The following is a 12021-nucleotide window of genomic DNA, read 5'->3' as shown; positions in this document are numbered from 1 at the left end:
CCCCCGCCGGTCCAGCGCCGCGGCGAGCACCTCGGCCAGGTGCAGGGCCCTGCGCCCGGCCCCCTGTTCGATCTGGGTGCGGCAGCTGTAGCCGTCGGCCAGCACGAGGGTGTCGCTCGCCGCCGCCCGCACCCGCGGCAACAGTTCGCGCTCACCGATGGCACTGGAGATCTCGTAGTGCCCCTCGGTGAAACCGAAGTCGCCGGCCAGTCCGCAGCAGCCCGAGTCCAGGACCTCGCCGTCGATCCCGGCGCGGGCGATGAGCTCGCGGTCGGCGTCGAACCCGTTCACCGCGTGCTGGTGGCAGTGCACCTGGGCCAGCGCGGAGGCGTCGACCCGGGGCGGGGTCCAGTCGGGGGCGTGCTCGTTGAGGAACCCCGCGAAGGTGTGGACGGCCCCGGCGATCCTGCGGCTCTCCTCGCCCGGCAGCAACTCCACGAGATCGTGTTGGAGCGCCGCCGTGCAGCTGGGTTCCAGCCCCACCACCGGCAGCCCCTGGGACACGAGGGGTTCCAGGGACGCCACCGCCCGGCGCATGACCGCGCGGGCCACGTCCAGCTGCCCGGTGGACACCCAGGTCAGTCCACAGCACACCTGTCCCTTGGGCAGGACCACGGTGAAGCCGGCGTCCTCCAGGACCCGGACCGCGCTCGTGAGCACCCCGGGGTTGAGGAGGTTCCCGAAGGTGTCCGGCCACAGGACGACCCGGGGGCCTCCCTGGCGCCCCTCACCGCGGTTCAGACGCCGCCGGAAGGCCCGGGTGAAGGTCGTGGGGGCGAAGGCCGGCAGTTCGCGGCGGGCGGCCACGCCGGCGGCCTTCTTCGCCAGGGTGGAGATTCCGGGAAGGCGCATCAGCCGGTTGGTCTCGGTGGGCGCGAGCGCCGCCACGCGGGCCAGGGCCGGCAACCAGCCCATGGAGTAGTGCGCGGCGGGGCGCAGCCGCCCCCGGTAGTGCTGGTGCAGGAACTCGGCCTTGTAGGAGGCCATGTCCACGTTGACCGGGCAGTCGCTCAGACAGCCCTTGCAGGACAGGCACAGGTCGAGTGACTCGCGCACCTCCTCCGAGCGCCACCCGTCGGTGATCACCTCACCATTGGCCATCTCGAACAGCAGGTGGGCGCGTCCGCGGGTGGAGTGCTTCTCCTCCTGGGTGACCTGGTAGCTGGGGCACATCACACCGGGGCCGCTCTGGCGACGGCACTTGCCCACGCCCGAGCAGCGTCGCAGCGCCTTGACGAAGTCGCCGTCGTCCTCCGTGTAGGCCAGGGTGGTCCGGGAGACCAGGGGCAGTTCGGGGCGCAGGTCGGTGGCGACCCGCATGTCGGCGTCCAACGGGAGGGGATCGACGATGATGCCGGGGTTCATCAGCCCGGCCGGGTCCCAGATCCGCTTGAACTCGGCGAAGGCCTCGATCAGACCCGGCGGGTACATGCGGGCGAGCAGCTCCGAGCGGGCCTGGCCGTCACCGTGCTCACCGGACAGGGAACCGCCGTGGCGGACGACGATCGCGGCGGCCTCCTCCATGAACGCCCGGTACGCGCGGCGGCCCTCCTCGTGGGTGAGCTCGAAGTCGATGCGCACGTGCAGGCAGCCGTCGCCGAAGTGGCCGTAGACCACGCCGTAGCGGTCGTGGCGCGCCATGAGGTCCTCGAAGTCGCGCAGGTAGGCGCCCAGGTTCTGCGGGGGCACCGCGGCGTCCTCCCAGCCGGACCAGGCCTCGGCGCCCGTGGGCGTACGCGAGGTGAGCCCGGCGCCCTCCTCACGGATACGCCACAGCGCCTTCTGGTGAGCGGGGTCGACCACCACCGTGGCGTCCCGGGGCCGACCGTCGTGCTCCAGGTCGGCGAGCATCGCCTCGGCGGCCGCCGCCGCGTCGTTCGGGTCCTGCCCGGCGATCTCCACCAGCAGCCACGCCCCGCCCAGCGGCAGCGGTACGCGGGAGCGGGAGCCCTTGCGGTCCAGGGCCGCGACCATGCGGTCGTTGATGCCCTCCACGGTGAGCGGGGAGTGTTCGAGCAGGTGGGGGACGGCGTCGGCGGCGGCCGGGGCGTTCTCGTATCCCAGGACGGCCAGGGCCCGGGCGGCCGGGGCCTCCACCAGGCGGACGGTGGCGCCCAGGACCATCACGCAGGTCCCCTCGGTGCCCACGAGCGCGGCGGCCACGTCACGCCCCTTCTCCGGCAACAGACGGTCCAACGCGTAGCCGGAGACGCGACGGCGGAACTCGGGCATGGCGGTGCGCATCTCCGCGCGGTGGGCCTCGACGAGGCGGCCCAAGGCGGCGTGGATCTCGCCCTCGCGCCCGGGACGCCGCGCCAGGGCCGCGTACTCCTCGGCGCTGTGGCCGGAGCCGACCGTCATCCGGGTGCCGTCGGACAACAGCACGTCGAGGGCGACGATGTTGTCGGCGGTGGTGCCCCAGGCCACGGAGTGCGATCCGCAGGCGTTGTTACCGACCATGCCGCCGATGGTGCATCGGCTGTGCGTGGAGGGGTCGGGCGCGAAGGTGAGGCCGTGTTCGGCCGCCGCGGCGCGCAGGTCGTCGAGGATCACCCCGGGTTGGACCGTGGCGGTGCGCGCGGCGGGATCGACCTCGACGATGGTGCGCAGGTGGCGTGAGGTGTCGATGACCACGCCGGTGCCGATCGCGTTGCCCGCGATGGAGGTCCCGCCCCCGCGAGGGATCACGGGCACCCCGTGCGCGGCGCAGGCGCGGACCGCGGCGACGCAGTCCTCGATCGTCTCGGGGATCACCACGGCCAGGGGCACTCGGCGGTGGTTGGAGGCGTCGGATGTGTACAGGGCGAGCGTTCCGGCGTCCAGGGCGACGGTCCCGTGGACGGAGTCCTCCAGGTCCCTGCGCAGGGCGGCGAGATCCGGACGTGCGGTGGTGCTGTGCGGGTCGGCCATGCCCACAGCGTGGCGTGGTGTCCGTCGTCCTGGCAACCACGCCGCGCGGCGACGCGGGGGCCGTCTCAGCCCAGGGCGTCGTCCATGGCGCGCACCAGTGCCCCGTCGGCGTCCATGTCGAGGTTCCAGACCATCATTCCGGCCAGGCCGCGTTCGAGCACGTAGTCGCCTTTGAGGGCGATCACCTCGGGGTTGTCGTAGGTCCACCACTCGTCGCCGTCGTAGACCCAATAGGAGCCGGCCTCCTCGTCGAGGAACCGGCGTCCGTCCATGGCCTCCAGGTCGGTGAAGCTCCGGGTGGGGCCGTCGTAGTCGTCGTCGGCGGGCGCCTCGGCGGCCTGGTGGCGGCCGTTCTCCGCGCCGGGGACCCCCTGCCAGCCGCGGCCGAAGGCGGGGATGCCCATGACCAGTCGGTCGGCGTCGGCCCCCAGGTCGAGGTAGCGCTGGACGGCCTGGTCGACGCTGTTGCTCCCTCCGTCGTCGCCGGGGAGGTAGAGGTTGGAGTGGTGGGCGGTGTGCTCGTTCCAGGGGCCGGAGAAGTCGTAGCCCTGCACGGTGGCGAAGTCGACGTGGTCGAAGATCTCCGGCTCGTAGGCCTCGGCGTGCTGCGCGCCGCCGGGCAGGGACACCGAGAGGACGTACTCGCGTCCGGTCTCCGCGGAGAGTTCGTCCATCTGGCGGCGGAACTCGGCGACCAGGAGGGTGAAGGCGGCCGGGTCGTCGGGGTGTTCCACGTTGGCGGGGTTGCCCTGGCCTCCGGGCCACTCCCAGTCCAGGTCGATGCCGTCGAAGACCCCCGCGGCGACGCCGTCGCCGCCCTGGGGTTCCTCGCCCCGGACCGGCAGGTTTCCGCGTAGCCACAGGTCCAGGCAGGAGGTGACGAAGGCGCGACGTGACTCCTCGGTGCGCGCTGCGGTGGAGAAGTGCACCGACCAGTTCCATCCGCCCAGGGACAGGCTGGCGCCCAGGCCCGAGTGGAGCTCGCGCAGTTGGCGGAGTTGGTTGAGGCTTCCGGCCAGTTCCTGCTCGTAGTCGTCGGCCTCGCCGCTGACGCTCTCGTGGGCCTGGTAACGGCGCTGGTAGAGCTCCCAGGGTTGGTCGTGACTGTCTCGCGGGATGTGGCACGAGCCCTGGGGGTCGATGTCACCGAAGGCCCACATGAGCCGGGTGAGGTGTTCGGGTGCTCCGCTCTGTCGGAGCCGTTCGACGGTGTAGCCCCGGTTGGCCACGTTCCAGTCGGCGAAGTAGCCGATGCGTTCGAGCGGTCGTTTGTTCAGGAGCACGATGGTCCCCACGAGGAGCACGACGGCGACGGTGGCCGCTCCCAGCACCAGCAGCGGGCGCCGGCCCGGGGCCGGTCGGGTCCTGGAGGGTGTCGGCAGGGCGTTCACACCACGACCGTAGGGGGAACGGCGGGGGCGGGGTGGTGGTTCGTCCCAGGTCGGCCACATGAGGCCGTTCCCCTGACGCGGGGAACCCGGGGCGGGGCCCGAACGTTGTAGCGCGTTCGCGGGCGCCGCGAGGCTCAGCCGCTGCGCAGGAAGTCCTTGAGTGTGCCGGCCCGTGAGGGGTGGCGGAGCTTGGCGAGCGTCTTGGCCTCGATCTGCCGGATGCGTTCCCGGGTCACCCCGAACTCCCGGCCGACCTCCTCCAGGGTGTGCGGGTCACCGTCGGCCAGGCCGAACCGCAGCCGGATGATGCGCCGTTCGCGTTCGGACAGGTCACCCAGGAGCACCCGCAGCTGCTCCTGCAGCAGGGTGAAGGCGGCCGCCTCGACCGGGACCACGGCGTCGGAGTCCTCGATGAAGTCGCCGAAGTCGGACTCCTCGTCGCCGATGGGCGCCTGGAGGGAGACGGGTTCGCGGGCCATGCGCTGGATCTCCAGGACCCGTTCACCGCCGCAACCGGCGACGGAGGAGATCTCGGCGACGCTGGGTTCGCGGCCCAGTTGCTGGTGGAGCTGGTGCTGGACCCGGACCAGCTTGTTGATGGTCTCGACCATGTGCACCGGGATGCGAATGGTGCGGGCCTGGTCGGCGATGGCGCGGGTGATGGCCTGGCGGATCCACCAGGTGGCGTAGGTGGAGAACTTGAAGCCCTTGGTGTAGTCGAACTTCTCCACCGCGCGGATCAGGCCCAGGTTGCCCTCCTGGATGAGGTCGAGGAACATCAGGCCGCGCCCCATGTACCGCTTGGCGATCGACACCACCAGCCGCAGGTTCGACTCGATGAGGCGTCGTTTGGCCCGCCGCCCCTCCTCGACCAGGTCGGTGAGCTCCTCAGCGTCGCAGAGGCCCTCATCGGGCTCCCTGCGCTGCGCATACAGTCCCGCCTCGATCGCCTTGGCCAGCTCCACCTCCTCCCGCGCCGTGAGCAGGGGCACCCGACCGATCTCCCGCAGGTACATCCGGACCAGGTCGGAGCCGGAGCGGCGGCCCTGGTCCAGGAGGACGGGGACCTCCTCCGGTTCGGCCACCTCGACCCCGGCCCGGGACAGACCGGAGATGGTCCGCTCCAGGGAGTCGGGGGGCGCGTCGAGGCGTTCCAACGCCGAGGCGACCTCCCCTCGACTGACCGTTCCCCGGCCTTCGTCGGGAAGGAGACGGACCACCTGCCGAATGGGCGGTATTTCCTGGGTCACAACCGTGGGAGACACCATCCCATTGTGCGCACAAGGCTAGCGCGATAGGGAGAACTATTATTGTCACCCTCGTGCTACATGCCCTCGATCCCGGACTCTTTGAGCGCGCGTTTTTGCTGGTTGAGCTGCATGAGCTCGGTGAAGACGCGGTTGTGCTCCTCGGCCTGAGAGGCGGGGTCGAGACGGTGCAGCTCGGATTTTAGGTTTGACTCGCGCCGATTGATGGAATGAGTCTTGATTGTGCTCAACAATTCCCGGGTGTAATGCCCGTCGAGTTCTCCGTAGAACTCGATCTCCTCCACACCCAGGCGCGTGACGAAATCGCGTTGGAGTTCGTTCGGTGCCGCCTCCCGCAGGGAGATCGGCCAGTGCTGGGGGTCGGCCACCGAGGACACCCCGCCGCGGTCCCGGATGATGCGCAGCACCGCCTGGTGTTGGGGGACGGTGAAGTCCTCCTCCCCCAGCGCGTCGAAGCCCGCGGCCAGGTTCGGCTGTTGGATGGCGAGTTTGAGCGCCTGACGTTCCCGCTGCACCGACGGGTCGCGGAGGTCGTAGGGGGCCTCCCGGGCGTCCGGCGTCGACGCCGGGGCCGCGGCGTTGGGGTTCGGGGCGCCGGGGCGACCACGTCCCTGCCCCATGTGCTGACGGACCCTGCGCAGCACGAACGCCTCGTCCATCAGCCCCAGCCAACGGTCCAGGTTCTTTCCGTAGGTGCGGCGCACGCCCTCGTCCCGGATGCTGGCGACCACGGGCGCGGCGGCGTCCAAAGCGGCGATGCGGCTCTCGGCGGTGGACAGGTCGTAGCCCTCGACGATGGTGCGGATCATGAACTCGTACAGCGGGCTGGCGCCGCCGACGAGGTCGACCACCGCCTGGGGGCCGTGTTGGAGACGCAGGTCGCAGGGGTCGAGACCGTCGGGTTGGACGGCCACGAAGGTCTCCGAGGTGAACCCGTGCTCCTCGGCGAAGGCGCGCACGGCCGCCTTCTGCCCTGCTTTGTCGCCGTCGAAGGTGAACACGACGCGACCGCCCTGGTTGGAGCGGCCCAGCAGCATACGGCGCAGGATCTTGAGGTGGTCCTCGCCGAAGGAGGTGCCGCAGGTGGCCACGGCGGTGGTCACGCCGGCCTCGTGGCAGGCCATGACGTCGGTGTAGCCCTCGACGATGACCGCCTCGCCCTTGCGGGAGATCTCACGTTTGGCCAGGTCCAGCCCGTAGAGCAGCCGCCCCTTGTGGAAGATGGGGCTCTCCGGGGAGTTGAGGTACTTGGGGCCGTCCTCGCTCGCGTCGAGTTTGCGCGCGCCGAACCCGACGACCTCGCCGGTGACCTCGCGGACCGGCCACAGCAGGCGGTTGCGGAAGCGGTCGTAGGCTCCACGGCGGCCCTGGCTGGCCAGGCCGCCCTCGATGAGTTCGGCGTCGGTGAAGCCCTGGCGGCGGAGGTGGTCCACGAGGTTCTGCCAGCCGGCGGGGGCGAAGCCCAGACCGAACTGTTCGGCGTGGACGCGGTTGAATCCGCGTTCGTCGAGGAACTGTCGGGCGGTCACGGCCCCCGGGGAGAGGAGCTGTTCGGCGTAGAACTCGGCGGCGGCCCTGTGGGCGTTGAGCAGCCGCTGGCGTTTGCCCTCGTCGCGCCGGGGGGTGCTGCGTCCACCCTCCTCGTACCGCAGGGTGATGCCGGTCTGGCGTGCCAGGGCCTCGACGGCCTCGACGAAGCTCAGACTGTCCATCTTCTGCACGAACGAGATGACGTCGCCGCCCTCGCCGCAGCCGAAACAGTAGTAGAGGTTCTTGGCCGGGGTGACGTTGAAGGAGGGCGACTTCTCGTCGTGGAAGGGACACAGTCCCTTCAGGGATCCGCCTCCGGCGTTGCGCAACTGGAGGTACTCGCCGATGACGTCGGCGATGGGCGTGCGCTCGCGCACGAGTGCGATGTCTTCGTCCTTGATCCGTCCGGCCACGGTTGTCAGCGTAGTTCGCTCCGGGCACGCTCGGACCACCGCCGTGGGTTCGCCCGGGCGCCACCGGGGTGTCATCCGGGCGTGGGGCACGCGACGGAACGGGGCGCGAGAGTGGGAGGGTCCCCCCGCGTTCCCCCCAGAGAGGCCCGCCCAGGTGCGTGATCCGGTGTCCCGGTCGGACCGGCTTCGAAGATGGGTCGTCCTCGTGGGCGGGGCCCTGGTCGTCATGCTGGTCGTGGCGCTGGGGTTCGTGGCCCTCGATCGGTTCGCCGCCCCGCCCGTGGTGGTCGAGGGGGTGGTGGGCTCGGAGAAGGTGGCCCTGTTCGAGGACGAGCGGGTGCGCGCGCGGTTCGCCGAGCTCGGGTACGACGTCCGTGTCCGGCCGCGGGGGTCGCGGTCGATGGCCGAGGGCGCCGACGCGTCGGACTTCGTCTCCCCCGGTTCCACGGCCGCGTCCGAGCACGTGCGGGACCTGCACGGCGTGACCACCGAGTACCGGCCCTTCAGCACGCCCATGGTGATGCTCACCCACGCCCCTCTGGCGGAGGCGCTGCGGGAGGCCGAGGTGGCGCGGGTGGCCGAGGACGGTTCGTGGTCCTTCGACCTGGCCGCCTATCTGGAGCTGACCGAGGAGCGCACCCGCTGGCGGGACCTTCCCGGGGACTCGGTGGGCACGGGCAACCGCAACGAGGTCCTGGCGCGCACCACGGACCCGCGCACCTCGAACTCGGCGGCGATGCACGTGGCGGTGCTGTCCTACCTGCTCAACGGCGAGGAGGTCGTCTCTCCCGGTGCCGTGGACGAGGAACTCACCGACACCCTGGCCCGGTTGTTCCTGGCCCAGGGTCAGCCTCCGGAGTCCTCCCAGCAGCCCTTCGAACAGTTCCGGGACCTGGGGCCGGGGCACACGCCGCTGTTGTGGGCCTATGAGTCCCAGTACGTGCACGCGGCGGTGCTCGGCCCCGCGCTCCCCGAGGACGCGGTGCTCATGTACCCGGAGCCGACGGTGTACTCCACGCACACCGTCGTCCCGTTCACCACGGCGGGCGACGAGGTCGGTCGGTCGCTGACGGAGGACCCGGAACTGCGGGAGCTGGTGTCCGAGCACGGGTACCGCACCGACGACACCGCGCTCTTCCAGGACCTGGTGGACGCGCACGGACTGCCCGTGCGTCCACGGATCGACGACGTGGTCAACACCCCCGCGCACGAGGCTCTGGAGGCCCTGCTGAACGCCATAGAGACGGCCTACGAGGACACGGGGGCGGTCCCCGCGGTGGACGAGGCGGACGCGGGTCGCGCCGGGGGTGGTCGGTCGTGAGGCGGCGCGTGGGAGCGATGGCCGTGGCGCTGGGGTTGCTGGCCTCGACCGCCTGCACGGCCGAGGACGGGACCGCGACGCTGCGGGTACTGGCCGGCAGCGAGGTGGCCGACATGGAGCCGTTGCTGGCGGCGGCGACGGAGCGGACCGGGGTGCGGCTGGAGCTGGAGTACGCGGGGACCCTGGACGGGACCGAGCGCGTGGTGGCCGGGCGCGGTGCGGACTTCGACGCGGTGTGGTTCCCCTCCAACCGCTACCTCCACCTGGTCGACGAGGAGCGTTCGGCGATCCACACCGAGACGTCGGTGATGCTCTCCCCCGTGGTGATGGGGGTGTGGGAGTCGCGGGCCGAGGCGTTCGGCTGGACCGTGGAGGACGGGGCGCTGCCCCACTTGACCTGGGAGGACATCACCGATGCGGTCGTGGAGGACGGGCTGACCTACGGGATGTCGAGTCCGGCCGCCTCGAACTCGGGGTTCTCCGCGCTGGTCGGTGCGACCGCGGCGATGGCGGACACCGGCGCGGCCCTGGAGCGTGAGGACGTGGCCGACGTGGAGGACCGTCTGCGGGAGTTCTTCTCGGGTCAGGGGCTCACCGCCGGTTCGTCGGGATGGTTGATGGACGCGTTCGTGGCGCGGCGCGACTCCGAGGCCGAATCGGAGCACTCGGCGCTGGACGGGGTGCTCAACTACGAGTCGGTGCTGCTCTCGCGCGGGACGGATGTGGCCGGGGACGATCTGGCCCTGGTGTACCCGGAAGACGGGGTGGTGACCGCCGACTATCCGCTGACCCTGCTGGCGGGCGCCTCGGAGGGGGCGGTGGACGCCTACGAGCGGATCGTGGCGGACCTGCTCTCGGAGGAGGTCCAGGCGGAGATCGCCGCGACCACGTTCCGGCGGCCGGTCGTCGCCGGGGCCGCGGACCGGGACCCGCCACCGGTGGTGGAGCTCCCGTTCCCCGCCCAACGGGAGGTGGTCGAGGACCTGGTGGCGACCTACTTCGCCGAACTGCGCCGCCCCGCCCGCACCGTGTACGTGCTGGACGTGTCGGGGTCGATGGCCGGGGACCGGATCGATGACCTGCGCGGTGCGCTGACCGCGCTGAGCGGCGCGGACGAGGGACCGCTGTCCTCCCGGGGTCAGGCCTTCCAGGAGCGGGAGGAGGTGACTCTGTTGCCCTTCGCGGACCGGCCCGAGGAGCCGCGGACGTTCGTGGTGGAGCCGGAGGGTTCGGAGGAGGTGCGCGCGGACCTGTCCGAGCGGATCGCGCGGCTGGAGACCGGTGGCGAGACCGCCGCCTACGACGCCGTGGACCGGGCCTACGGGCTCTTGGAGGAGGCCGGGGAGGACGACCACCTGTTGTCGGTGGTGCTGATGACCGACGGTGAGGTCAACCAGGGCATGGGCCTGGAGGAGCTGTTCGGTTCCCTGGACGGGCTGCCCGCGCACGTCGCGGCGGCTCCGGTGTTCACCGTGTTGTTCGGGGAGGCGGACGCCGGGGAGCTGGAGCGGTTGTCCTCGCGCACCGGGGGGCGGGTCTTCGACGCCCGCGAACTGGAGTTGGAGGAGGTCTTCCGGGAGATCCGCGGGTACCAGTGACCCGAGCCGCCGCCGGTGGGGCGGTCGGCGGGCCGTGCCTCGGCGGGTCCGGGAGGTGCCGGGGACTCCCGCCCTTCACATGGGCGGCCGAGCGCGGGCCGCGAGGAGGCCGGAGTCCGGTGGGGCCCGCCGTCGTTCCCGCTGTTCGGGGCCCGCGCCGGGGCTTCGGTGCGTGCCGGGGCGCCGCACCGCACGGCGGGAGACGTCGGCCTCCACGGTGTGACGGCCCGTGGCCCGCCGCTCTCCCCGGGTCGCGGCAGGGCCGTCCTCCGGCGCCCGAAGCCGGGAACACCCGTGGTGGCGGGTCGCCGAGGTCCTAGCCGGACGACTTGGCGTGCAGCGCGGAGGCGGAGGTGTCGGTGAGCGAGGCGACCTGGTCGATGATCACCCTCAGCGCCGCCGCGTCGTCGGCGGCGTGCTCGTAGGAGGACCGGAACTGGGGTTCGAGGGCGCCGGGGGCGCCGTGCCAGAGGAGGTCGACCAGCTCGGTGAGCATCCGACGTTCCTCGACCTGGTACCGGCGCGCCTCCTCACGGCCCATCACGAAGTGCGCGGCCACCGCCTTGAGCAGGGCGCACTCCAGGCGGGTGCGGCGGGGCACGATGAGGTCGGCCCCGTACCGGGTGAGCCGCCCCCCACCGTGGACCTCGCGGGTGGCCTGTTCCGCGGCGCGGCAGAACCGGCCGATGAGTTCGCTGGTGAGGTTCTTGAGCGCGGCCAGGGAGGCGAGGTCCCCGGTGAATTCGCCGGGCCAGCCCGGTTCGGCGAGCAGGGCGACGTAGGCGTCCTGGAGTTCGGCCGGCTCGGCGTCGCAGTAGTGGGCGGCGGCGATGCGGACGACCTCGGCGCGTTCGTCCGGGTCGCGCAGGGCCGCCATGCGCACCAGGCCGGCGTGCAGGGCGTCCTCGACGTCGTGCACGGAGTAGGCGACGTCGTCGGCCCAGTCCATGACCTGTGCCTCGAAGCAGGTGCGGCCCGCGGGCGCGCCCTTGCGCAGCCAGGTGAAGACCTCGGTGTCGTCGGGGTAGCAGTTGAACTTGTGGGTGGCACCGCCCTCTCCGCGCCGCCAGGGGTACTTGACGGTGGCGTCCAGGGTGGCGCGGGTGAGGTTGAGTCCGGCACTGCGGCCCTCGGGGTCGATGACCTTGCCCTCGAGGCGGACGAGCAGGCGCAGGCTCTGGGCGTTGCCCTCGAACCCGCCGCAGACCGCGGCCGCCTCGTCGAGGGCGCGTTCGCCGTTGTGCCCGAAGGGCGGGTGTCCGAGGTCGTGGGACAGGCAGGCGGCCTCGACCAGGTCGGGGTCGCAGCCGAGCGCCCGGCCGAGCTCGCGTCCGATCTGGGCGCACTCCAGGGAGTGGGTGAGCCGGGTGCGCGGGAAGTCGCTGACACCGGGTTGGACGACCTGCGTCTTGGCGGAGAGCCGGCGCAGCGCGGAGCTGTGCAGGACGCGCGCGCGGTCACGCTCGAAGGGCCCGCGTCGGTGACTCTTGCGGGACTCGAGGGCGAAGCGTTCGGTGTCGTCGGCGCGGTAGCCCCGCGCCGAGGTCTCGCCCGGAGTGGTCGTCATGCTGGTGACCTTACTCGCCGAGG

The 12021-nt window shown here is 71.7% G+C and carries 7 protein-coding genes; 2 read left to right on the top strand and 5 right to left on the bottom strand.

Annotation, left to right across the window (positions count from 1 at the left end):
• The 4 genes from DSY14_RS12245 to dnaG form a co-directional block, all read right to left on the bottom strand.
• On the bottom strand, positions 1 to 2910 hold a 2910-nt coding region (locus DSY14_RS12245), incomplete at its 3' end, for an FAD-binding and (Fe-S)-binding domain-containing protein (protein WP_211716638.1).
• A 65-nt stretch (positions 2911 to 2975) separates the two neighbouring features.
• Positions 2976 to 4301: a glycoside hydrolase family 18 protein gene (locus tag DSY14_RS12240; protein ID WP_307851198.1), complete on the bottom strand. Its 1326-nt coding sequence runs from the start codon at positions 4299 to 4301 to the stop codon at positions 2976 to 2978.
• Positions 4302 to 4435: 134 nt separating this feature from the next.
• Positions 4436 to 5521 carry an RNA polymerase sigma factor RpoD gene (gene rpoD / locus DSY14_RS12235; protein WP_211716636.1) on the bottom strand — a complete coding sequence of 362 codons (1086 nt, stop codon included), beginning with the start codon at positions 5519 to 5521 and terminating at the stop codon, positions 4436 to 4438.
• A gap of 104 nt (positions 5522 to 5625) precedes the next feature.
• The gene (dnaG, locus tag DSY14_RS12230) at positions 5626 to 7512 is read right to left on the bottom strand and encodes a DNA primase (RefSeq protein WP_211716635.1); all 1887 of its coding nucleotides are present in this window, start codon (positions 7510 to 7512) and stop codon (positions 5626 to 5628) included.
• A 154-nt stretch (positions 7513 to 7666) separates the two neighbouring features.
• Here dnaG and DSY14_RS12225 point away from each other — a divergent pair, with 154 nt between their 5' ends.
• Positions 7667 to 8833, top strand: a complete 1167-nt coding sequence (locus DSY14_RS12225; RefSeq protein ID WP_211716634.1) for a hypothetical protein — start codon at positions 7667 to 7669, stop codon at positions 8831 to 8833.
• A gap of 17 nt (positions 8834 to 8850) precedes the next feature.
• Positions 8851 to 10431 carry a VWA domain-containing protein gene (locus tag DSY14_RS12220; protein WP_211716644.1) on the top strand — a complete coding sequence of 527 codons (1581 nt, stop codon included), beginning with the start codon at positions 8851 to 8853 and terminating at the stop codon, positions 10429 to 10431.
• A 316-nt stretch (positions 10432 to 10747) separates the two neighbouring features.
• Here DSY14_RS12220 and DSY14_RS12215 read toward each other — a convergent pair whose 3' ends face one another.
• Positions 10748 to 11998, bottom strand: coding sequence for a deoxyguanosinetriphosphate triphosphohydrolase (locus DSY14_RS12215; RefSeq protein WP_211716633.1), 1251 nt, complete (start codon positions 11996 to 11998; stop codon positions 10748 to 10750).
• Positions 11999 to 12021 lie beyond the last annotated feature (23 nt).

This window comes from Nocardiopsis sp. MG754419 (genome assembly GCF_018207095.1).
Lineage (GTDB): Bacteria > Actinomycetota > Actinomycetes > Streptosporangiales > Streptosporangiaceae > Nocardiopsis.
This window is presented reverse-complemented; position numbering and strand designations above follow the sequence as displayed.